This is a genomic window from Streptomyces beihaiensis (assembly GCF_026274175.1).
In the GTDB taxonomy this organism is placed as follows: Bacteria; Actinomycetota; Actinomycetes; order Streptomycetales; family Streptomycetaceae; genus Streptomyces; species Streptomyces beihaiensis.
Genome location: NZ_JAPHNL010000324.1, coordinates 1 through 21,622, shown reverse-complemented (window position 1 = coordinate 21,622; position 21,622 = coordinate 1). Strand labels below are relative to the sequence as shown.

The window sequence follows — 21,622 nt, the reverse complement described above, 5'->3', positions numbered from 1 at the left end:
CCGCCACGGTGCGTTGGCGCCGCCGCCGCAGGGTCACCCGCGTCGCGGCGCCGCCAGGCCCAGTACCCGGTCCTTGAGCGCGGGGAATCGGTCCCGGGTCACGTCGACCCGGCCCGGATCGAAGTCGACCCGCAGCACTTCCTCCCCGGCCCCCGCCTCCCCGACGACCTCGCCCCACGGATCGACCACGACACTGTGCCCGGCCTGCACGACCCCGGCGTGCTCGCCCGCGCTCCCGCACGCCAGCACGTACGCCTGGTTCTCCACGGCCCGCGCCCGTGCCAGCAGCGACCAGTGCGCCCGGCGCCGCTCCGGCCACCCGGCGGCCACCACCAGCGTCTGGGCGCCCCGGTCCACAAGCCCCCGGTACAGCTCGGGAAATCGCAGGTCGTAACACGTACTCACGCCCACCACGGTCTCCGGAAGCCGCACCGTGACCAGTTCCCGCCCGGCGCTCATCAGCACGGCCTCACCCTTGTCGAAGCCGAACCGGTGGATCTTGCGGTAGGCCGCCGCCGGCTCTCCCTCGGGCGTGAAGACGAGCGCGGTGTTGTACAGCGGACCCTCCGGGTCCCGCTCGGGGATCGACCCGGCGTGCAGCCACACCCCGGCCTCGCGCGCGGCCTCCGCCATGGCCTCGTACGTCGGCCCCTCCAACGGCTCGGCCTCCGCCGCGAACAGCTCGTACGCGAACGCCCCGGTCGTCCACAGCTCGGGCAGCACGACCAGATCCGCGCGCCCGGCCTCGTCCCGTACCAGCGAACTCACCCGCTCACGCCGCGCTTTGACCGATTCGCCCTCATTTACCGCGATCTGGAGGAGAGAAGCGCGCACAGTACCACCGTCCTGGCATTCGAGCCGTCCGCTACGGTCAACAACAGCCCTACGATCGTCACACGAAAGCGCTGCCGGGGTGCCTCCGGGCAGCGTAACTTAGCGTTCCGAGACACCCACCGCCCGCGCCGACGCCCGCCGACCGCCGCCGAACGACCACCGTCCTCGCCGACCGATCAACGACTCGATCAACCAGCCGATCAACCGCCCGTTCAACCGCCCGAGGGGTCCCCTTCCGTGAGTCTCCACCCCAGCCTTCAGTCCTCCGCCGACGCCTGGACCCACTCCGTGGAAGCGATATCCGAGCTGGTCACACCGCTGACGGAGGGCGAGTGGAACCGGGCGACGCCCTGTCCTGGATGGTCGGTGCGCGACATCGTCTCCCATGTGATCGGCGTCGACTGCGAGATGCTCGGGGACCCCCGCCCCATCCACTCGCTGCCGCGCGACCTCTACCACGTGCAGACGGAGGCCCAGCGCTACCAGGAGGTCCAGGTCGACGTCCGCCGCCACCACACGGCGCCGGAGATGGTCTCCGAACTGGAGTACACGATCATCCGCCGCTCGCGGCACCTGCGGAACGAGTCGCGTGACCCCGAGACGATCGTGCGGGGCCCGCGCGGCATCGAGGAGACCCTGGAATTCGCGCTGCGCAGGCGGGCGTTCGACATCTGGGTGCACGAGCAGGACCTGCGGACGGCGCTCGGCAAGCCCGGCAACCTCGACTCCCCCGGCGCCCACATCACCCGCGACATGGTCCTGGCCGTCCTGCCGAAGATCGTCGCGAAGGACGCAGGCGCCCCCGCGAACTCGGCGGTCGTCTTCGACGTGCACGGGCCCGTGGAGTTCCTGCGGACGGTACGGGTCGACGCGCAGGGCAAGGGCACGATCGACGGCTCCCCGTCTCTCGGTCCGGCGGCCACGCTCTCCATGGACTGGGAGACGTTCGTCCGCCTCGCCTGCGGCCGCGTCACCCCCGATGCGGCGTCGGACCGCCTGAAGACGGAGGGCGACCCCGCCCTGGTGACCGCCATCCTGACCGCGATGACGATCACGCCGTAATCACCCGGGCAAGGCCCGTCCCCGCCGCGGGAACACACGGTCGGGCCCCACCCCCGTGGGGCCGGGCGGCCCGGTCACACCGGAACGTGCACGCTCGACACGCGGGACGCCACCAACCGCTCCCGCTCCCGCCGAGCCGCCCGCTTGCGCAACCGCAGGATCTGGCTCACCCCGGCCGTCTGCAACACGAACACCGCCGAGAACGCCACCCGGTAGTTGTCGCCGGTCGCGTCGAGCAGCACCCCGACCGCCAGCAGCGTCGTCATCGAGGCGATGAACCCGCCCATGTTGACGATCCCGGAGCCCGTTCCCTGCCGCTCCGGCGGATTCGCGGGACGCGCGAAGTCGAACCCGATCATCGACGCGGGCCCGCACGCCCCGAGCACCACACACATCGCCACGAGCAGCCACATCGGCGACTGCCCCGGCCACACCACCGGCATCGCCCACAGCGTCGCCGTCGTCCCCACCGTCCCCAGCGCCAGCGGCAGTCGCGCCGCGTGGTGGCGCGCCACGATCTGCCCGTACACCAGCCCTATGACCATGTTGGAGAGGACGACCAGCGTCAGCAGCTCCCCGGCCGTCCCCCGCGAGAGCCCCTGCGCCTGCACCAGGAACGGCAGTCCCCACAGCAACAGGAACACCATCGCGGGGAACTGCGTCGTGAAGTGCACCCACAGCCCGAGCCGCGTCCCGGGCTCCCGCCACGCCGCCGCGATCTGCGCCCGCACGTACGCCGCGCCCCGGTGCGTGGCCGGCATCGGCGCCGGCTCGAAGCCCTCCGGATGGTCCTTCAGGAACAGCAGCATCAAGACCAGCACCGCCACACCCGCCAGCGCGCTGCCCGCGAACGCCGCCTCCCAGCCGACCCCGTGCAGCAGCCGCGCGAGCACCAGCGTCGAGACGAGGTTCCCCGCCATCCCGACGAGCCCCGCCAACTGCGCGACCAGCGGCCCGCGCCGCGCCGGGAACCACCGCGTACCGAGCCGCAGCACGCTGATGAACGTCATCGCGTCACCGCACCCGAGCAGCGCCCGCGACACCAGCGCCATGGCGTACGACGACGAGAACGCGAAGCCCAGCTGTCCCAGAGTGAACAGCACCACGCCCAGTGTCAGCACCCGCTTGGTGCCGAGCCGGTCGACCATCAGGCCGACGGGTATCTGCATGCCCGCGTACACCAGCAGCTGGAGGATCGAGAACGTCGACAGGGCGGAGGCGTTGATGTGGAAGCGCTGCACCGCGTCGAGGCCCGCCACCCCCAACGACGTGCGGAAGATGACGGCGACGAAGTAGACGGAGACGCCGATCGACCAGACCAGGACGGCCCTGCGGCCCCCGGGCGGGTCGCCCGGCAGCCGTCCCGCGGCCGCGGCGGTGTCGGCGGAGCTCATCGCACGTCACCTCGCGCCAGGTTCTGGAACCAGCCCACGTGCCGCGTGACGACGGCGACCGCCGCCTCCGTCTCACCGGCGCGCAGCGCGTCGAGCAGCTCACCGTGCTCGGCGAGGGTCTTGGCGATCCGGTCCGGGTGGGAATGCATCACGGCGACCCCCATCCGCAGCTGCCGGTCGCGCAGTTGGTCGTAGAGGCGGGAGAGGATCTCGTTGCCGCCGCTGCGCACGATCTCGGCGTGGAAGCAGCGGTCGGTGGCGGACGCCTCGACGAACTGCCCGGCAGCGGCCTGCTCCCGCTGCCGCGCCAGCAGCTCGGTCAGCCGCTCGACGAGCCTCGGCGACGCGGGCACGGCCTTGCGGACCGCGTGCTCCTCCACCAGCAGCCGGGTCTCCACGACATCCGCGATCTCCTGCGCGGAGACCGGCAGGACCAGGGCGCCCTTCTTCGGGTAGAGCCTGAGCAGCCCCTCGACCTCCAGCTTGAGCAGCGCCTCCCGCACCGGGGTCCGCGACACCCCGACGGCCTCGGCGAGCTCGCCCTCGGTGAGCAGGGTCCCGCCCTCGTAACGGCGCTCCAGAACGCCCCGCTTGACATGGTCGTAGACGCGTTCGGCGGCAGGGGGACGTTTTTCCGCCACGGAGGGCACGGTCGCGGAGGGCGGAAAGGGTGAGGAAGGCATGTGCGCATCATAGATACAACACGTACGCATGGCTCGGGCCGTCCACCATGCGGAACCCCGCACCGCTCCCGGCTGTCTCCTACAGAAGGGGCGGCCGTCCAAGTGGCCGCACTTCAGGGGCATTTGGAGCGTTGAACTTGAATACTCGCATGTCGGGCATCGCCCTTCTCGCCACGAGCGCCGTGCTCACCGGCACGGTCCTCTCCGGCTCCGCGCAGGCCGCCGCACCGGCCAGGCCGAGGATCGCCGCCCAGGGCGGTTACCTGATGAACGCCGGAACCGGCAGGACCCTGTTCGCCAAGGCCGCCGACACCCGCCGCTCGACCGGCTCCACCACCAAGATCATGACGGCGGAGGTGGTGCTGTCCCAGAAGCACCTCGACCTGAACCACAAGGTCACGATCAAGAAGGCGTACAGCGACTACGTCGTCAGGCACAACGCCTCGCTCGCCCACCTGATCGTCGGCGACAAGGTGACCGTCCGCCAGCTCCTCTACGGGATGATGCTGCCCTCGGGCTGCGACGCCGCCTACGCCCTCGCCGACGCGTACGGCTCGGGCCGCACCCGCTCGGCCCGCGTGAAGTCCTTCATCGGCAAGATGAACAGGACCGCGAAGAGCCTCGGCCTGAAGAACACGCACTTCGATTCCTTCGACGGCATCGGCAACGGCCACAACTACTCGACGCCGCGCGACCTGACGAAGATCGCGCGCAGCGCGATGAAGAACTCCACGTTCCGCTCGATCGTGCGGACGAAGCACACCAGGCAGAAGGTCACGACCAGGTCCGGCGGCTACCGCTACATGTCGTGGACCAACACCAACACCCTGCTCGGCACCTACTCCGGCACCATCGGCGTCAAGACCGGCTCGGGCCCGCAGGCCGGCTACTGCCTGGTCTTCGCGGCGACCCGGCACGGCAGGACCGTCATCGGCACGGTCCTGAAGTCGTCGTCGCTCGGCGCTCGGGCGAGCGACGCGAAGAAGCTCATGAACTACGGCTTCAAGAAGTGACCACGTAACGACTGGCCGGCAGGAAGGGCGCCCGCGCGCACGGCACGGGGGCGCCCTTCCGCGCGGTCAGGCCCAGGTGATGAGCCGCTTGGGGCGTTCCAGGACGGCCGCCACGTCGGCCAGCACCTTGGAGCCCAGCTCCCCGTCGACCAGGCGGTGGTCGAAGGAGAGGGCCAGCGTCGTCACATGACGCGGCCTGACCCGGCCCTTGTGGACCCACGGCTGGAGCTTGATCGCACCCATGGCGAGGATCGCCGACTCACCGGGGTTCAGGATGGGCGTACCGGTGTCGATGCCGAAGACACCCACGTTGGTGATCGTGACGGTCCCGCCCTGCATCGCGGCCGGGGACGTCTTGCCCTCGCGGGCGGTGGACACCAAGTCACCGAGCGCGGACGCCAGTTCGGGCAGCGTCTTGGCGTGGGCGTCCTTGATGTTCGGCACGATCAGGCCGCGGGGCGTGGCCGCGGCGATGCCCAGGTTCACATAGTGCTTGTGGACGATCTCGGCTTTCCCGTCGTGCCCCTCGTCCCAGGCCGCGTTGACGTCCGGGTTCCGCTTGATCGCGACGAGCAGCGCCTTGGCGACGAGGAGCAGCGGGTTGACCCGCAGCCCCGCCATGTCCTTGTCGGCCTTCAGCTCTTCGACGAGCCTCATCGTGCGCGTCACGTCGACGGTCACGAACTCCGTGACGTGCGGTGCCGTGAACGCCGAACCGATCATCGCCTGCGCCGTCGCCTTGCGCACGCCCTTGACCGGGATGCGCGTCTCGCGCGCGGTGTCGTACGGAGCGGGGGCCGGGGCCGCGACGGCCGTGCTCACCGGCGCCGCGGGGGCCTGGGCGGGCGCCGCCGGTGCGGCGGGCTCCGGCGGGGCGACGGCCGCGTGCACGTCCTCGCGGGTGATGATCCCGTCCGGGCTCGACGGGATGACGGTGGCCAGATCGACCCCCAGGTCCCTGGCCAGCTTCCGCACGGGCGGCTTGGCGAGCGGCCGCTCCCGGGTGACCGTGCCGTTGGCCGCCGCGGCGGGGGCGGGGGCGGGAACGGAGGCTTCCGCCCCGGCTCCCTTGCGGGCCCGCCGCTTGGTGGAGGACTCGGCGACCCCGTACCCGACGAGCACGGGCGTACGGCCGCCGGTAGCCACCTCGGCCGCGGGGACCGGCTCCGCGTCGGGGACCGGCTCCGCGGCGGGGGCCGGCTCGGCGGCGACGGCGACGGGCTCGGCCACGGCCTGCGCCGCACCGGCGGAGCCTCCCGCGTCGACCTCGATGATCACTTGGCCGACGTCGACCGTCGTTCCCTCGGGGAACCTCAGGTCGCGCACCACCCCGTCGTACGGGATCGGCAGCTCGACGGCGGCCTTGGCCGTCTCGACCTCGCACACGATCTGCCCGTCGGTGACGGTGTCACCGGGCTGTACGTACCACTTGAGGATCTCGGCCTCGGTCAGGCCCTCGCCCACGTCGGGCATCTTGAACTCACGCACCATGGCTGCGGCCCTCCTCAGTACGCCAGCGAGCGGTCGACGGCATCGAGCACCCGGTCGAGACCCGGCAGGTACTCGTCCTCCAGGCGCGCGGGCGGATACGGCGCGTGATACCCGCCGACCCGCAGCACGGGCGCCTCCAGGTGGTAGAAGCACCGCTCGGTGATCCGCGCGGCGAGCTCCGCGCCGGAGCCCAGGAAGACCGGGGCCTCGTGCACGACGACGAGCCGCCGGGTCTTCTCCACCGAGCGCTGCACGGTGTCGAAGTCCATGGGCGAGATGGAGCGCAGGTCGACGACCTCCAGGGACTTGCCCTCCTCCTCGGCCGCCGCGGCCGCCTCCATGCAGACCTTCACCATCGGCCCGTACGCCGCCAGGGTCAGGTCGGCGCCCTCGCGCGCCACGACCGCCCTGTGCAGGGCGCCGGGGACCGCCTCGGTGTCGACCTCGCTCTTGTCCCAGTAGCGCCGCTTCGGCTCGAAGTAGATCACCGGATCGTCGCTCTGGATGGCCTGCTGGAGCATCCAGTAGGCGTCGCTCGCGTTCGACGGCGAGACGACCTTCAGGCCCGCCACGTGCGCGAACAGCGCCTCGGGCGACTCGCTGTGGTGCTCGACCGCGCCGATGCCGCCGCCGTACGGGATACGGATGACGACGGGCACCTTGACCTTGCCGAGCGCCCGCGCGTGCATCTTCGCCAACTGCGTGACGATCTGGTCGTAGGCCGGGAAGACGAACCCGTCGAACTGGATCTCCACGACCGGACGGTAGCCGCGCAGGGCCAGGCCGATCGCGGTGCCGACGATGCCGGACTCGGCCAGCGGGGTGTCGATGACCCGCTCCTCGCCGAAGTCCTTCTGCAGCCCGTCCGTCACGCGGAAGACGCCGCCGAGCTTGCCGACGTCCTCGCCCATGACCAGGACCTTGGGGTCGTTCTCCAGCGCCGTGCGCAGCGACTCGTTGATCGCCTTGGCGATCGGAAGCTTCTTCACCGCCATGGTGCTCAGACCCCTTCCCCGGCAGGCTCATCCGCGAACGACGCCTGGTAGGCGGCGAACTGAGCGCGCTCCTCGTCCACGAGCGCATGCCCGTCCGCGTACACGTTTTCAAAGATGGCCATGTGGCCCGGGTCCGGCATGGCCCGCACCACCTCGCGCACTCGCTTGCCCAACGCTTCACTCTCCGCGTCGAGTTCCGCGAAAAATCCCTCGTCCGTGTCAGTTTGGGACGCGAGATACGCGCGCAGGCGCTCGATCGGGTCCTTCGCCTCCCAGGACGCGCGCTCGTCGTCGGCCCGGTAGCGCGTCGGGTCATCGGACGTGGTGTGCGCGCCCATCCGGTACGTGAACGCCTCGACCAGCGTCGGGCCCTCGCCGCGCCGCGCCCGCTCCAGCGCCCACCGGGTCACGGCCAGGCAGGCGAGCACGTCGTTGCCGTCCACGCGCACGCCGGGGAAGCCGTAGCCCTGCGCGCGCTGGTAGAGCGGCACACGGGTCTGCCGCTCGGTCGGCTCGGAGATCGCCCACTGGTTGTTCTGGCAGAAGAACACGACCGGGGCGTTGTAGACCGCGGCGAACGTGAAGGACTCCGCCACGTCGCCCTGGCTGGACGCGCCGTCGCCGAAGTAGGCGATGACCGCCGAGTCCGTGCCGTCCTTGGCGGCGCCCATCGCGTAGCCGGTCGCGTGCAGCGTCTGCGAGCCGATCACGATGGTGTACAGGTGGAAGTTGTTGCTGCCCGGGTCCCAGCCGCCGTTGTTCACGCCGCGGAACATGCCCAGCAGGTTGGTCGGGTCGACGCCGCGGCACCAGGCGACGCCGTGCTCGCGGTAGGTCGGGAAGACGTAGTCGTCCCGGCGGGTGGCGCGGCCCGAACCGACCTGCGCCGCCTCCTGGCCGAGCAGCGACGGCCACAGGCCCAGCTCGCCCTGGCGCTGCAGGGTGACGGCCTCGGCGTCGAAGCGACGTGACATCACCATGTCGCGGTACAGGCCCCGCAGCTCGTCGTCCGTGACGGCGTCGACGTACGCGTCGAACTCCGGGTTCGCGACCCGCTCGCCCTCGGGGGTCAGCAACTGGACCAGCTCGGACTGTCCCTGGGGCGTCTCGCGGGGCGCCGTCTCGGGAGACCGCTTCGGGGACTTCTTCGCAGCAGCCTTCTTCGTATGCGTAGCCTTCTTGGCCGCCGTCTTCTTGGCGGCTGCCCGCTTGCGCGGCGGCTGTGCCTGCTGCGCGGCGGCAGTGCTGTCAGCACTGTCTACGGTCACGTGTGCTCCTCCGTCGGTCCGGCCCCCGGGATTGCCGGATGGCCAGTCGGCTCGGCTCGCCTGATCCGTCCACACACGGGGTGGGTGTGCCGCCGGAACAGGCGTGGAATGTGCCCCGGCGAGCGCCCTGCACTCAGCACGTTACCCAGTGCGTCGCACATCTGCGAAACCCCACCTGACCTGCGATTTTGCTTGGATTTCCAAGTATGTGGATACGTGGAACTCCTACTAACCGCGTCCGGACGGAGCAGCCGCAGGTCAGCCGTGGTCGGCCACGGTGCGACAACACCCGAGTCTCAGCCTGGCAGGGGGCCGGAACACCGGCACGTTATCCCGGTCACCCAGGGCACGGGAAGAGTTCGTGTGTGAGACTGTGAACGTGCGCGAAGACGGAAAAATTCACGTTTTTCTCCTTGATGACCACGAAGTGGTGCGTCGCGGAGTCCATGAGCTGCTGGCCGTGGAGGACGACATCGAGGTGGTCGGAGAGGCCGGCACGGCCGCCGACGCCCTGGTGCGCATTCCGGCCACCCGCCCCGACGTCGCGGTGCTCGACGTGCGGCTTCCGGACGGCAGCGGCGTGGAGGTGTGCCGCGAGATCCGCTCCCGCGACGAGTCGATCAAGTGCCTGATGCTGACGTCCTTCGCGGACGACGAGGCCCTGTTCGACGCGATCATGGCGGGTGCCTCGGGGTACGTGCTGAAGGCCATCCGCGGCAATGAGCTGCTGACGGCCGTGCGGGACGTCGCCGCGGGCAAGTCGCTGCTCGACCCCGTCGCCACCGCGCGTGTGCTCGAACGGCTGCGCGACGGCGGGCGCAGCAAGGAGGACGACCGCCTCGCCGGTCTGACCGAGCAGGAGCGCAAGATCCTCAATCTCATCGGTGAGGGCCTGACCAACCGGGCGATCGGCGAACGGCTCCACCTGGCCGAGAAGACGATCAAGAACTATGTCTCCAGCCTGCTCTCCAAACTCGGCATGGAGCGGCGTTCCCAGGCCGCCGCGTACGTGGCGCGCATGCAGGCCGAACAGCGCTGAACAGGACCTACGTCCTTCCCGCCTCAGGGCCGCGTCCCCTTTTCCCCCACCGCGTCGGCAACGCAGGGTGGAGACATGCCCCCACACACGCCCTCCGGCACGACACCCCCCGGCACAGCGCCCCGCATGCTCTCCGACACCGAGCACGACCTCCGGCGCGGCTTCGAGCTGCTGGCCCGCGTGCCCTACGGCCGTGTGGCCACCAGCATGCGCGCGCTGCCGTTCCTCGCCTCCGCCCGCCACGCCGTGGCCGACGGCCGCCTCCTGCTGCGCATGCACCGCGGATACGGCTACCACCTGGCCTGCGTGGGCAGCGTCGTCGCCTACGGGGCGGACAACCTGTGCGCGCCCGCGCCCGGGGACGTCGGCCAGTGGTCGGTGCAGTGCGTGGGGGTGTGCGAGCTGGTCGAGCCGACCACGGCCGAGCTGGAGCTGTTCGGGTCCGCCCCGCACTTCGCGGACGGCGAGCTGTTCGACCCGGTGTACCTGCGCGTCGCCCCGCAGCTCATGACGGTGCACGAACTGCGGGGCGGGTCGGCCGAGCCGTAGGACCGGTGCCGAGCGCCGCCCGTCAGGCGCCCGCTCAGGTGCCCGCTCAGGTGCCGCCCAGGTGTCGCTCAGGGGCCGTTCAGGTGCCGCTCAGGGGCCGTTCGACGGGTTCGGGCTGGCCGTGGAACCGCTGCCGCCCTCCGTGGTGCCGGTGCCACCGTTGGTCGCACCGCTGTCGGTACCGCCGCCCGTGCCGGCGCTGTCCGTCGGGTCCGCCGTCGGGGACGTCGTCGTACCGCCGTCGCTGCCCGCGCTGCCGGTCGGCGAGGACGGGGGCGCGGACGACGCCGGGCTCGACTCGTCGCTCGTCGACGGCGGCTGCGACGACGGCGTCCACGAGGGTTCCGTCCGGCCGCCCGTCGAGTCGCCGGGCAGCGTGTTCTGGCTCGTCTCGCCGTCGGAGGGCGTGGGCGCGCTCTCCCGCTGCGACGTGCTGGCCGACGGCGACGTGCTCGGCCTGTCGCCACCGCCGCCGTCTCCGCCGGTTCCCCGCATCGCCCAGGCCACGCCCACCGCGATGGCGACCACGGCGAGCAGCGCGACGATCCACAGCTTGCCACGGCCCCGGCCGCCACGCCCGGCACCGCCGTCGTAGCCCCCGTCGAAGCCACCGTCGTCGCCCGGCGGGCGCAGCAGCGGCTGCGGGGCCGTGCCGCCGCCGGGGTGTTGCATCACCGCGGTGCCCGCGAGGCCCGCGGCGGGCGTGTGGGCGCCCCCGTGCGCCTCGACGGGCCCGGTGCTCCAGGTGCCGGTGTGACCGCCCTGCTCGTACAGCATCTGAAGCCCGTACTGGACGAGCCCGCGCATCTCCTCCGCCGTCTGGAACCGGTCGTCCGGATCCTTGGCGAGGGAGCGCATGACCAGCCCGTCGAGCTCCGGCGGCACCGCGTCCGCGACCTCGGACGGCGGTACGGGCGCGTCCTGGACGTGCTGGTAGACCACGGAGAGCGGGGTCTCGCCGGTGAACGGGGGGCGCAGCGCGAGCAGCTCGTAGAGCAGGCAGCCGGTGGCGTACAGGTCGGAGCGGTGGTCGACGGCCTTGCCGAGCGCCTGCTCCGGCGACAGGTACTGGGGCGTGCCCATGACCATGCCGGTCTGCGTCATGGTCGACTGGGCGCCGTGCAGGGCGCGCGCGATACCGAAGTCCATCACCTTCACCGCGCCGGTGTTGGTGATGATCACGTTCGCGGGCTTGATGTCGCGGTGCACGATGCCGTGCTGGTGCGAGTACGCGAGCGCCTCCAGGACGCCCGAGACGATGATGAGCGCCTGCTCGGGGCCCGGCGCCTCCGCGTTGAGCAGCAGATCGCGGATGGTGTGGCCCTCGACCAGCTCCATGACGATGTACGGGACCGTGTTCGGGCCGACCTGGTCCTCGCCGGAGTCGTAGACCGCGACGATGGCGTGGTGGTTCAGGCCCGCGACCGACTGTGCCTCGCGCGTGAAGCGGGCCTTGGAGACCGGGTCCTCGGCGAGGTCGGAGCGGAGCAGTTTCACCGCCACGGTGCGGCCGAGACGCACGTCCTCCGCCTCGAACACCTCGGCCATGCCACCCCGGCCCAGCTTGCGGGTCAGCCGGTACCGGCCGTCCCCGACAAGCCCGCCGTTGCCCCACATCTCCGGCGAATCTGACATACCGCCGCCAGTCGCCTCGGGGTCGGGGCCCTGGGCGCGCTGCTGCTCTGCCATCGGTCCTCGCCGTCGTTTCTGTCCGTGCCGCCGGATCGATCCGTACTTCCGCCGCACTTCCGCACATCCGCGCTTCCGGCATCTGCACTTCGGTACGTCGTCGGAGTACGCGCGCTTGTGAAGGCGGACTCCGTCGGGCCACGCTACAGGTTCCGGCCGTGGGCCCGTTCCGAGATGGACCGGCCATCAAACCCGTTGCCGCGCTCTTCGCGCAAATCGTCCCCGCGAATCCGGGCCCGCGCCGCGCCCGCCGCCGTCCTGTAACGCTTCCGCGACTCTTCTTTCTCGTACGGTCACGGAACGGGCATCGAGCTTGACGTGCGGGGGCCCTCGGGCAGACTTGGCCGGGAATAGCTGATTTCGATCACCGGCCGCGCCGACGCGGGGCGCGATGGGGGACGCAGAACAATGACCCAGGACGGCGGCGCCGGCGGCGTCGGCAGCGCGCAGGGCGGCGGACGGTACGCGGGGCGCGCCGTGGCAGGGGGGCGGTACCAGCTCCGTGACCTGCTCGGCCAGGGCGGCATGGCCTCGGTCCACCTCGCGCACGACACCCGCCTCGACCGCGCCGTGGCGATCAAGACCTTGCACACGGAACTCGGGCGTGAGGACGCGTTCCGGCAGCGGTTCCAGCGCGAGGCCCAGTCGGTGGCCAAGCTCACGCACACCAACATCGTCTCGGTCTTCGACTCCGGCGAGGACGAGCTCGACGGGGCGATCACCCCGTACATCGTCATGGAGTACGTCGAGGGCCGCCCGCTCGGCTCGGTGCTCGACGAGGACGTACGGCAGCACGGCGCGATGCCCGCCGACAAGGCACTGAAGATCACCGCCGATGTGCTCGCGGCCCTGGAGATCAGCCACGAGATGGGCCTGGTCCACCGCGACATCAAGCCCGGCAACGTGATGATGACCAAGCGCGGCGTCGTCAAGGTCATGGACTTCGGCATCGCGCGCGCCATGCAGTCCGGCGTCACGTCGATGACGCAGACCGGCATGGTCGTCGGCACCCCGCAGTACCTCTCGCCCGAGCAGGCCCTGGGGCGCGGCGTGGACGCCCGCTCCGACCTGTACTCGGTCGGCGTCATGCTCTTCCAGCTGACGACCGGGCGGCTGCCGTTCGACGCGGACTCGCCGCTGGCCATCGCGTACGCGCACGTGCAGGAGGAGCCGGTCGCCCCGTCCTCCATCAACCGCTCGCTGCCACCGGCCGTCGACGCGCTCGTCGCCCGTGCCCTGAAGAAGAACCCGAACGAGCGTTTCCCGAGCGCCGAGGCGATGCGCGACGAGTGCCTGCGGGTGGCCCAGTCGCTCGCCGCCGCACCGCCCACCGCGCCGAGCATCGTGCCGGGCGCCCGGACGGGCAGCGGGCAGGGCGTCGGCTCGGCGGTCTTCCCGCCGGTCGACCAGTCCGGTACGCCCGCCCCCGGGCCGGTTCAGACGCCGTACCAGACGGGGCCCGGCGGCGCTTACGGGGCCCCCACGCCGCAGCCGCAACCGCAGGCCGGGTACGGCTACCCGCAGCAGACCGGCTACCAGACTCCGCCGCCCGCCTCCCCGTACGGGCAGCAGACCCCGCCGCCGTACGTCATGTCGCCGCAGTCGGCGACGTTCGCACAGGGGTCGCCGGGAGCGCCCGCTTCCGGTGGCGGGGGCGGTGGCGGGCGGAACAAGGCCGTCATCATCGGTGCGGTCGTCGTCGCGTGCGTCGCCGTCGGCGGCCTGGTCGCGGCGCTGGTACTCAGCAACGGGGGCGACCAGAACGGCCGCGGCTCCGCGTCGGCGTCGTCCTCCGCCTCCCGGACCGCGGTGGCGGGCCACCGGGGCCCCGACCCGTCCAAGACGATCGACCCGTCCCAGTGCACCGAGCCGAGGACCGGCATCGACGACGAGAACAAGATCCAGGTCCCGGACTTCTACCTCAAGAACATCGACTCCGTGAAGGCATGCTTCCGGGCGGCCGGGTGGATCGCCGACATCAAGTCCGTCGACGAGAACACGTTCGGCGAGGGCTCGGTCATGAGCCAGTTCCCCGCGCCCGGCACGGAGATCAACCCGAAGAAGACCGTGAAGATCCAACTACAGGTCTCCACGGGGAACCCTCCCGGATAGACCGGCCGGGCCCGGGTCGGTCGGGCCGGGTCGGGGTCGGTCGGGCCGGGTCCGGATCGGGTCCGGGTCCGCCGGGCCGGGTCAGGGCCCGCCAGGCCAGGTCCGTCAGGCCAGGTCCGTCAGGCCAGGTCCGGGTTCGTCAGGCCGAGTCAGGGTCCGCCGCCGCGTGGGCCGACGTGCGAGGGCCCGGCACTGGTGCCGGGCCCTTTCCGCGCCGTGCGGGCTACAGGTACGGGCCGCCCGCGCGGCCCCCGGTGTGATGCTGGTCCTCGCCTTCCTCACCACCGACGCCGGGCGGCAGCGCGCGGCGCATCTGCTCCAGCTGCGCGCGGGCCGCCATCTGCTGGGCGAAGAGGGCGGTCTGAATCCCGTGGAACAGCCCCTCGAGCCAGCCGACCAACTGGGCCTGGGCGATGCGCAGCTCCGCGTCGGTCGGGATCGTGTCGTCCGTGAAGGGCAGCGAGAGGCGCTCCAGCTCCTCCACGAGCTCGGGCGCGAGCCCGTCCTCCAGCTCCTTGACCGAACTCGCGTGGATCTCCTTGAGCCGCTGACGGCTCGCCTCGTCCAGGGGAGCCGCGCGGACCTCTTCGAGCAGCTGCTTGATCATGCTGCCGATGCGCATCACCTTGGCGGGCTGCTCCACCATGTCCGTCACCGGGACCTCGCGGGATTCGTCGTCACCGCCGCCGCCCAGAGCCATTCCGTCCTGGCCCACGACGAGCACCTGCGGGTTCTCCTGCGGCTGTTCGTTCCTCGGCATCTCCATGGCGCCATTCTCTCGCACGGGTTCTTCACCCCTTTGTGGTGCCCCCATTCCGGGCCCTCGCACCACCGAGGTCCGTAATGCCGTATTTGTCGTGCTGTGTGAGGCTGGGTGCATCAGTTGGGCGGAGGGTGGGCGTGCGGCGGGGCGGAAGGGGTGCCGATGCGAAGGACCGGGTGGGCGCGAGGGAACGGGCGGGTGCGAGGGAACGGGCGAGGGGCCAAGGGGCTTGCCGTCGGGCTCCTGTCGGTCCTGGCCCGGCCGGTCCTGGCCCTGTCGGCCCCCGTCCTGTCCGGCCTCGTCATGTCGGCCCTTGTCGTGGCGGCCCTGGTCCTGGCTCTGTTCACCGTCGCCCCCGCCGCCGTCGCGTACGCCGCCGATCCCTCGCCGCACGGCTCCCTCGCGGGCACCCGGGCGGGCGTGGGGCGGACGCCGCCCGGACGGCCGCTGCCTCCGCCGCCCCGCCCCGAACTCACCCTGCCGCCGATGCCGCCCGCGCCGACGGGGGCCGTCACACCGGCGCCGACGTCGACGCCGACATTCCGGCGCCCGGCCGCCCAGCAGCAGGCCGACCTCGCGCACTCGACCGAGCCCGGGATGGACCTGCTGCCGCTGGGTGCGGGGCTGCTCATGACCGGGCTCGGCCTGGGTTTCCTGGCGCTACGGCTTCGGCGGGGCTGAGCGGGGTGCCTCGCGTTGTCTGTGCCTACGCCAGCGTGAGCAGCACCTTCCCGATGTGGCCGCTCTCCTCCAGGACCCGGTGGCCCTGCGCCGCGTCGCTCATCGGCAGTTCGCGGTCCACGACCGGCCGCACATGCCCGCCCTCGATCAGCGGCCACACATGCTCGCGCACGGCCGCGACGACCGCCGCCTTCTCCGCGAGCGGGCGGGCCCGCAGGGTGGTGGCGGTGATGGCTCCGCGCTTGCCGAGCAACGTACCGATGTTGAGCTCGCCCTTGACGCCGCCCTGCATGCCGATGATGGCCAGGCGGCCGTTGACGGCGAGGGCGTCGACGTTGCGGCCCAGGTACTTGGCCCCCATGTTGTCGAGGATGACGTCGGCGCCGCCGCCCGCCGTGTTCTCGCGGATCTCCTCGACGAAGTCCTGCTCGCGGTAGTTGATCAGGATCTCCGCGCCCAGCTCGGCGCAGAAATCGAGCTTCTCCTTGGTGCCCGCCGTGACCGCGACCTTGGCGCCGACCGCCTTCGCCAGCTGGATCGCCATGGTGCCGATGCCGCTGGAGCCGCCGTGCACGAGGAACGTCTCGCCGGGCCGCAGGTGGGCCACCATGAACACGTTCGACCACACGGTGCACGTCACCTCGGGCAGCGCCGCCGCCCTGACGAGGCCGATGCCCTTCGGCACCGGCAGGAGCTGTCCGGCCGGGACGGCGACCTTCTCCGCGTAACCGCCGCCCGCGAGCAGCGCGCAGACCTCGTCGCCGACCGACCAGCCGGAGACGCCGGGTCCGAGCGCGGCGATACGGCCCGCGCACTCCAGACCGGGGTAGGGGGAGCTGCCGGGCGGCGGGTTGTAGAAGCCCTGACGCTGGAGCAGATCGGCACGGTTGACGGCGCTGGAGACCACCTCGACCAGGACCTCGCCCTCACCGGGTACGGGGTCGGGGACCTCCGTCCAGACGAGCGCGTCGGGTCCGCCGGGTTCCGGGATCGTGATCGCATGCATGGCCGCGAGGCTACTCCCGTCACCGTACGATTCCGGGACCGAGCCCGGCTCGAACCGTCAGTCCTGGGGCAGCGGCTTGGAGTCGGGGGCGACCTGGGTTCCGGGCGTGGCGCGCACGATGCTGATGAGACGGTCCGTCAGTTGCAGAGTGCCGATCGACGGGTCGTCATAACCGAGCACCCGATGGCCGCGTACGACGCTGACGACCAGGTCGTCCGTCTCGTTCGGCAGCCGCCCGGCCTCGGCCTTGGTCACCGGCCGCTCCACCAGGTCGAGACCGCTGCCCTGCTGGATGAGGTCCTCCATGACCATGCCCGCGTTCGGGCTGAGCACCGAGAGCGCGAGCAGCCTGCCCGCCGCGCTGGCGCTGGTGATGACGGCGTCGGCGCCGGACTGGCGCAGCAGCGGGGCGTTCTCCTCCTCACGGACCGCCGCGACGATCTTCGCCGACCTGTTCAGCTGCCGTGCGGTGAGCGTGACCAGGACCGCCGTGTCGTCACGCTGCGTGGCGACGATGACCTTGCGCGCCTTCTGGACCTCCGCGCGCAGCAGCACGGAGCTGCGGGTGGCGTCGCCGACGACGCCCGCGTAACCGTGCGCGACCGCGGCGTCGATGACCTCGCTGTTGGGGTCGACCACCACGACCTGCTCTGGCTTGAGGCCGGTCGCGCAGACGGTCTGCACGGCGCTGCGGCCCTTGGTGCCGAAGCCGACGACGACGGTGTGGTCACGCACGTTGGTCCTCCAGTGGTTCAGCCGCCACTGCTCGCGGGTCCGTTCCGTGAGGACCTCAAGGGTGGTGCCGACCAAGATGATCAGAAACAGCACACGCAACGGCGTGATGACGAAGATGTTGATGAGCCGGGCCCCGTCGCTGACCGGCGTGATGTCGCCGTATCCCGTGGTCGAGAGGGTGACGGTCGCGTAGTAGAAGGAGTCGAGAAGGTCGACGTGGCCGTTGGCGTTGTCGTGGTACCCGCCGCGGTCGAACCACACGATCAGCGCCGTGGCGACCAGCACGGACAGGGCCATCAGAAGCCGTCGGACGACCTGCCGAAGCGGCCCCTGGACGGCCCGACTCGGCAACTTCACTTGGTAGGTGGCATTGCGTTCGTCCGCATGGCGCGCCATGACGTCCTGGCCGGGCAGTTTCACGTGAAACACTCTCCGTGACGACCGCCGCCCGCGAGGGGTCCTGCTCCCGCGAGGGGTCCTGTTCCCGCGATCGGCCCCCACGACCACGGCAGATCGAGGATCTCGACCTCCTGCCCGTCGTCCGCGCCGCCCGGCGGCACCACGGCGAGCCCGTCGGCAGCCGCGATGCCGCGCAGCATGGCGGGGCCGTTGTAGTGCAGCGGCACCGCCCACTCGTGGCCGCTGCTCTCGTCGGGGCGCAGCTTGACCGGGACGAGGCGCGTGTCGTACGGGTGGCCGTGCACCGCCGACTGGAGCGGGGCGCCGTACGCGGGTTCGTCCCTGGCCCGGCCGGTCAGCTCCCGCAGCAGCGGTTCGGCGAGCGTGAGGAGACCGGAGACGGCGGCCAGCGGGTTGCCGGGCAGCCCGACGAGGTGACGCCCCCTCGCCAGACGGGCGAGGAGCATCGGGTGGCCTGGCCGGACCGCGACGCCGTCCACGAGGAGTTCGGCGTCCAGGGCGCTCAGCGTGGGGTGGACGTGGTCGACGGGCCCGGACGCGGTGCCGCCCGTCGTCACGACCAGGTCGGCGGTGGAGTCCCGCACGGCATCACGCACCGCCTTGGCGTCGTCGCCGAGCCTGCGGACGGCCGTCACCTCGGCGCCGAGCGCGCGCAGCCAGTGCGGCAGCATCGGGCCGAGCGCGTCCCGGATGAGCCCGTCGTGGGGAAGCCCGGAGGTCAGCAGCTCGTCGCCGAGGACCAGCACTTCGGCGCGCGGGCGGGGGACGACGACCAGCTCGTCGTAGCCCGCGGCGGCGGCCAGGCCGAGGACGGCCGGGGTGACCAGCGCCCCGGCGGGCAGCAGCAGATCGCCGCTGCGGCACTCCTGGGCGCGCGGACGGATGTCCTGTCCGGGTGTGACCTCGCGCCGCGGATGGAGGGTGCCGCGGGCGTCCAGCAGCCCGTGCTCACTGCGGATGACCGCGGTGGTGTCGGCCGGGACACGGGCTCCGGTCGCGATCGGCGCGGCCTCACCGTCGGCCAGCGGGGCGGGCAGGTCGTGCCCGGCGAGGATGCCCTCGTCGCGTACGGCCCAGGGGCCGGGCCCGGCCACGACCCAGCCGTCCATCGCCGAGGTGTCGAAGGACGGCAGGTCCGTGAGGGCGGTCAACGGCGCGGCGAGCACGAGCCCGAGCGCTTCGTCGAGCGAGAGACGGGCGACGCGGATGGGACGGGCTTGGTGGGTGAGATGAGTGAGATGAGTGAGATGGGTGGGATGGGTGAGGTAGGCGGGGTCGCAGGGCGAGGAGATGCCGGGGCCCGGGGCATTGTCGGCCGAGGCATCGGGTGCGCAGGTGTCGCCCGCGGGCGTACGGGCGCGGTACTCGGCGGCGGCGCGACCCGCTCGGCGCGCGGTGTCGCGGGCGGCGGGCCAAGGCGCGGCACGGTGGGGACGGTGGTGACCGCCGTGCGTGTGCGCGCTGGGGGCGGACGGGTTGCCGGGGGCCGTGGTCGAGGGCGGGGCCGAGGGCGAGGCGTGCGGCGACTGCGCGGAGGACGGGGCTTGCGCCGGTGTCCGGCCGTCGGTGCCGCCCTCCGCGCCGCGGTTGTCGTTGGCCAGCGCGAGCGCCTCGTCGACGTCACCGTCGAGGGTGTCGGCCGGGGGCGCCCACCCGTCGCGCGCGTTCATTCCGTGCCCGCGGCCGAGCCGCCCGGTTCCGAGCCGCCCGGTTCCGAGCCGCCCGGTTCCGAGTCGGGCGACGCGGCTTCTGTGGCTTCCGCGGCCCACCGCTGGGCGAGCGCGGCGGCCTTCGCGGCGGCTTCCGCGACGGCCGCGGGGCTGCCGTCCGCCTTCGCCGCCGCGTACCCGACGAGGAACGTCGTCAGCGGCGCCGCGGGGCGCGCGACCCCGTGCGCCGCGTCACGGGCGAGGTCCAGCAGAACACCGGTGTCGACGTCCAGGTCGATGCCCAGTTCGTCCTTGGCTGCGGAGATCCATTCATCCAACACGTGACCATGCTCCCTGATCCGTGACCGTGCGGTCGCGATGTCGTCCCAGGTGTCGCAGTCGAAGGACGCGACGGGATCGGTGATGCGGGCGAGGTTCAGGCCCTGTGTGAGCCGACGCAACGGCAGCCCGGCGAGTGCCCCGCTCTCCGCCTCGACCACGTCGAGCACCCGGCACAGCGCCGCCCGCCGGTAGACGGCGACAAGCGGCTGGTCGCGTCCATCAGCATCGGTGAGCACCACCCCGTCGGCGCCGGATGCGGCAAGCGTGTCCACCAGCATTCGCACGGCGCGGTCCACGAGGAACGGCAGATCGGCGGAGAGCACAACCACGCTCTCCACCTCGGCGGTGGCCTCCTCGCCCCTCGCCCCGGCGATGGCCTCCTCGCCCCTCGCCCCGGTTCCGGCCGCCGGTCGCGAACCCGGGACCGGTGCGGGCGCCGGTGCAGGTGCGGGCGCCGGCCCGGGCCTCGGTCGCGGTCTCGGTCGCGGCAGAGCGCGAACTCCCGCTGCCAGCGCGGCGAGTGGCCCCGAACCCGGCGGGTACTCCCGTGCCCAGACGACCTCGCGTGCGGTCGGCCGTGGTTCGGCCACCACCACGGTGCTGCGCGCCCCGGCGCAGGCCGCGAGGACCCGGTCGAGCAGTGCACGGCCGCCGATCCGGACCCCGGGCTTGTCCGCGCCTCCGAGTCGCCGCGCGCCACCACCGGCGAGCACCACCGCGTCGTACGGCACGGGGTGCCCAGCGGTGGGGCCGGTGCGGCGCGAGTCGCGCCCTGAGGCTTCGCTCATCCCCCGAGTATGAGCGTACGAGCCGTCACTGCCACCTCTCCGGCGGCACGGCAGGCGGGACCGGGGCGGCGGCGCGGGCACGCCCAGGTCCCGCGAGCACGGGTCACAGAGTGCGCAGCAGTACCGCCGGGTGTTCCACGCAGTCCGCGACATACCGCAGGAATCCGCCCGCCGTACCGCCGTCGCACACCCGGTGGTCGAAGGTGAGCGACAGCTGGACGACCTGGCGCACCGCCAGCTCCCCTTCGTGCACCCACGGCTTGGGCGTGATCCGGCCGACTCCGAGCATGGCCGCCTCGGGGTGGTTGATGATCGGCGTGGAGCCGTCGACCCCGAACACCCCGTAATTGTTCAGCGTGAAGGTGCCCCCGGTGAGCTCCCCCGGCGTCAGGGCCCCGCTGCGCGCCGCCTCGGTGAGCCGCGCGAACTCCGCGCTCAGGGCCTCGGCATCCCGCGCCTGCGCGTCCCGCACGACGGGCACGACGAGCCCGCGCTCGGTCTGCGCCGCGAACCCCAGGTGCACCTCGTCGAACCGGACGATCTCCCGCCGCTCCGTGTCGACGGCTGCGTTGAGCTCCGGGAAACGGGCCAGGGCAGCCGTGCAGATCCGGGCGAGCAGCGCGAGCACCGATATCTTCGGCCCGGCGGAAGGACCGGTCACGGAATTCATCGCCACGCGTGCGTGCATGAGCTCGGTCGCGTCCGCGTCCACCCAGCAAGTGGCGTCGGGGATCTCGCGGCGGCTGCGGGAGAGCTTGTCGGCCACCGCGCCGCGCATCCCCTTCAGGGGCGTGCGGTGCCCCGGCGACACCACCGTGTCCGTGGCAGAGGCCGTCGCCTCCGCGCGGGCGGTCGTCGCCTCCGTGCGGGCCGCCACCGCGCGCTCCACGTCGGAGCGCAGGATCAGCCCGTCCGGCCCGGACCCGGCCAGCTCGCGCAGATCCACTCCGTGCTCGCGCGCCAGTCGTCGGACGAGCGGCGAGATCACGGGCACCGGTCCGGAGCGGGGCCGCGACGGGGCGGCGCTCGCCGGGGCCCCGCCGGCCGGTACCGCCTGGGCCGGAGCCTGGCGGGTCGGAACCGCGACCGAGGGCACCGCGGCCGAGGGC

At 72.1% G+C, this 21,622-nt stretch carries 19 protein-coding genes; 6 read left to right on the top strand and 13 right to left on the bottom strand.

Annotation, left to right across the window (positions count from 1 at the left end; all coding sequences use genetic code 11):
- Window positions 1-33: 33 nt before the first annotated feature.
- The gene (locus OFY01_RS29755; RefSeq protein WP_266605168.1) at window positions 34-834 is read right to left on the bottom strand and encodes a carbon-nitrogen family hydrolase; all 801 of its coding nucleotides are present in this window, start codon (window positions 832-834) and stop codon (window positions 34-36) included.
- 237 nt (window positions 835-1,071) lie between these two features.
- On the opposite strand from OFY01_RS29755, the gene OFY01_RS29750 reads away from it, so the two are divergent.
- Window positions 1,072-1,896, top strand: a complete 825-nt coding sequence (locus tag OFY01_RS29750; RefSeq protein ID WP_266605166.1) for a maleylpyruvate isomerase family mycothiol-dependent enzyme — start codon at window positions 1,072-1,074, stop codon at window positions 1,894-1,896.
- A 74-nt stretch (window positions 1,897-1,970) separates the two neighbouring features.
- On the opposite strand, the gene OFY01_RS29745 is transcribed toward OFY01_RS29750, so the two are convergent.
- Together OFY01_RS29745 and OFY01_RS29740 are read right to left on the bottom strand one after the other, a co-directional pair.
- Window positions 1,971-3,290 carry an MFS transporter gene (locus OFY01_RS29745; RefSeq protein ID WP_266605164.1) on the bottom strand — a complete coding sequence of 440 codons (1,320 nt, stop codon included), beginning with the start codon at window positions 3,288-3,290 and terminating at the stop codon, window positions 1,971-1,973.
- Window positions 3,287-3,973: a GntR family transcriptional regulator gene (locus OFY01_RS29740; protein WP_266605162.1), complete on the bottom strand. Its 687-nt coding sequence runs from the start codon at window positions 3,971-3,973 to the stop codon at window positions 3,287-3,289. Before OFY01_RS29740 ends, OFY01_RS29745 begins: the two co-directional genes overlap by 4 nt.
- Window positions 3,974-4,122: 149 nt before the next feature.
- On the opposite strand from OFY01_RS29740, the gene OFY01_RS29735 reads away from it, so the two are divergent.
- A complete protein-coding gene (locus OFY01_RS29735) occupies window positions 4,123-4,986 on the top strand; it encodes a D-alanyl-D-alanine carboxypeptidase family protein (protein WP_266605161.1) in 864 nt (287 codons plus the stop codon).
- 66 nt (window positions 4,987-5,052) lie between these two features.
- Here the strand turns inward: OFY01_RS29735 and OFY01_RS29730 are convergent, their stop codons facing one another.
- From OFY01_RS29730 to pdhA, 3 genes are read right to left on the bottom strand one after another with little or no spacing between them, the layout of a single operon-like run.
- The gene (locus OFY01_RS29730; RefSeq protein ID WP_266605160.1) at window positions 5,053-6,477 is read right to left on the bottom strand and encodes a dihydrolipoamide acetyltransferase family protein; all 1,425 of its coding nucleotides are present in this window, start codon (window positions 6,475-6,477) and stop codon (window positions 5,053-5,055) included.
- Between the two features lie 14 nt (window positions 6,478-6,491).
- Window positions 6,492-7,472 (bottom strand): alpha-ketoacid dehydrogenase subunit beta, encoded by a 981-nt coding sequence (locus tag OFY01_RS29725; RefSeq protein WP_266605159.1) that lies wholly within the window; start codon window positions 7,470-7,472, stop codon window positions 6,492-6,494.
- 5 nt (window positions 7,473-7,477) lie between these two features.
- Window positions 7,478-8,740 carry a pyruvate dehydrogenase (acetyl-transferring) E1 component subunit alpha gene (gene pdhA, locus OFY01_RS29720; protein WP_266605158.1) on the bottom strand — a complete coding sequence of 421 codons (1,263 nt, stop codon included), beginning with the start codon at window positions 8,738-8,740 and terminating at the stop codon, window positions 7,478-7,480.
- Between the two features lie 379 nt (window positions 8,741-9,119).
- Here pdhA and OFY01_RS29715 point away from each other — a divergent pair, with 379 nt between their 5' ends.
- Both OFY01_RS29715 and OFY01_RS29710 read left to right on the top strand, forming a co-directional pair.
- Complete coding sequence (locus OFY01_RS29715; protein ID WP_266605157.1) at window positions 9,120-9,779, top strand: response regulator; 660 nt, start codon at window positions 9,120-9,122, stop codon at window positions 9,777-9,779.
- Between the two features lie 126 nt (window positions 9,780-9,905).
- Window positions 9,906-10,328 carry a pyridoxamine 5'-phosphate oxidase family protein gene (locus tag OFY01_RS29710; protein ID WP_266605179.1) on the top strand — a complete coding sequence of 141 codons (423 nt, stop codon included), beginning with the start codon at window positions 9,906-9,908 and terminating at the stop codon, window positions 10,326-10,328.
- A gap of 90 nt (window positions 10,329-10,418) precedes the next feature.
- On the opposite strand, the gene OFY01_RS29705 is transcribed toward OFY01_RS29710, so the two are convergent.
- A complete protein-coding gene (locus OFY01_RS29705; protein WP_266605155.1) occupies window positions 10,419-12,017 on the bottom strand; it encodes a protein kinase domain-containing protein in 1,599 nt (532 codons plus the stop codon).
- A 408-nt stretch (window positions 12,018-12,425) separates the two neighbouring features.
- Between OFY01_RS29705 and OFY01_RS29700 the strand changes: the two genes are divergently transcribed.
- Window positions 12,426-14,129, top strand: coding sequence for a Stk1 family PASTA domain-containing Ser/Thr kinase (locus OFY01_RS29700; RefSeq protein WP_266605153.1), 1,704 nt, complete (start codon window positions 12,426-12,428; stop codon window positions 14,127-14,129).
- 223 nt (window positions 14,130-14,352) lie between these two features.
- On the opposite strand, the gene OFY01_RS29695 is transcribed toward OFY01_RS29700, so the two are convergent.
- Window positions 14,353-14,895: a bacterial proteasome activator family protein gene (locus tag OFY01_RS29695; protein WP_266605151.1), complete on the bottom strand. Its 543-nt coding sequence runs from the start codon at window positions 14,893-14,895 to the stop codon at window positions 14,353-14,355.
- 195 nt (window positions 14,896-15,090) lie between these two features.
- On the opposite strand from OFY01_RS29695, the gene OFY01_RS29690 reads away from it, so the two are divergent.
- Window positions 15,091-15,573, top strand: coding sequence for a hypothetical protein (locus OFY01_RS29690; RefSeq protein ID WP_266605149.1), 483 nt, complete (start codon window positions 15,091-15,093; stop codon window positions 15,571-15,573).
- Window positions 15,574-15,598: 25 nt separating this feature from the next.
- Here OFY01_RS29690 and OFY01_RS29685 read toward each other — a convergent pair whose 3' ends face one another.
- From OFY01_RS29685 to OFY01_RS29665, 5 genes are all read right to left on the bottom strand, one after another.
- Window positions 15,599-16,579 (bottom strand): NAD(P)H-quinone oxidoreductase, encoded by a 981-nt coding sequence (locus OFY01_RS29685; protein ID WP_266605147.1) that lies wholly within the window; start codon window positions 16,577-16,579, stop codon window positions 15,599-15,601.
- A 57-nt stretch (window positions 16,580-16,636) separates the two neighbouring features.
- Entirely contained in the window at window positions 16,637-17,734 is a 1,098-nt protein-coding gene (locus OFY01_RS29680) for a potassium channel family protein (RefSeq protein ID WP_266605146.1), read from the bottom strand.
- On the bottom strand, window positions 17,731-19,404 hold the full coding sequence (locus OFY01_RS29675; protein WP_266605145.1) for a molybdopterin molybdotransferase MoeA: 1,674 nt from the start codon (window positions 19,402-19,404) through the stop codon (window positions 17,731-17,733). The genes OFY01_RS29680 and OFY01_RS29675 overlap by 4 nt, the downstream gene beginning before the upstream one ends.
- Window positions 19,401-20,513, bottom strand: a complete 1,113-nt coding sequence (locus tag OFY01_RS29670) for a DUF6457 domain-containing protein (protein WP_266605143.1) — start codon at window positions 20,511-20,513, stop codon at window positions 19,401-19,403. Before OFY01_RS29670 ends, OFY01_RS29675 begins: the two co-directional genes overlap by 4 nt.
- A gap of 103 nt (window positions 20,514-20,616) precedes the next feature.
- A partial coding sequence (locus OFY01_RS29665) for a dihydrolipoamide acetyltransferase family protein (protein ID WP_266605142.1) occupies window positions 20,617-21,622 on the bottom strand: 1,006 nt, incomplete at its 5' end.